Source organism: Mesorhizobium sp. M4B.F.Ca.ET.143.01.1.1, from assembly GCF_004792275.1.
GTDB classification, from domain to species: domain Bacteria; phylum Pseudomonadota; class Alphaproteobacteria; order Rhizobiales; family Rhizobiaceae; genus Mesorhizobium; species Mesorhizobium abyssinicae.
Genome location: NZ_SRSR01000171.1, coordinates 1 through 357 on the forward strand (window position 1 = coordinate 1; position 357 = coordinate 357).

Consider the following 357-nt stretch of genomic DNA (forward strand, 5'->3'; position numbering starts at 1 on the left):
GATGGCTTCAGTGGCCGAAGCGGTGCACTGGGTGTAGGTGCCGCCGAAGGAACGATAGCCGCGGTTGAAGCTGGCGATGAAGCGGGCGCGGCGTTCCGGGTCAGGGTTTTCCGAATCGAGCAGTTTTTCCATCTCGTCCCGCCACTGGTCGCCTTTCTCCCCGCACAGATTGCGCAGGAAATGCAGTGACCCCAGAACTTCCGCCAGCCGCATCAGCCCGGGCTCGAACGGCGCCTCGGCGGCGAGTGCCGGCCGCGCCACCACTGCCATGCTGATGGCAAGGCATGCGGCAAGAAAGGGCGAGGCGCGGGTCATCAAAGCCTTGGCGTGAGGGGAACCAAAGCTTTGTGGCGAAAC

1 protein-coding gene is annotated in these 357 nt (G+C 64.1%); it reads right to left on the minus strand.

The features are described from left to right. Positions 1-315: TIGR02301 family protein (locus EN786_RS36470; protein ID WP_135910106.1), on the minus strand; the 315-nt coding region annotated here is incomplete at its 3' end. Positions 316-357: the final 42 nt, after the last annotated feature.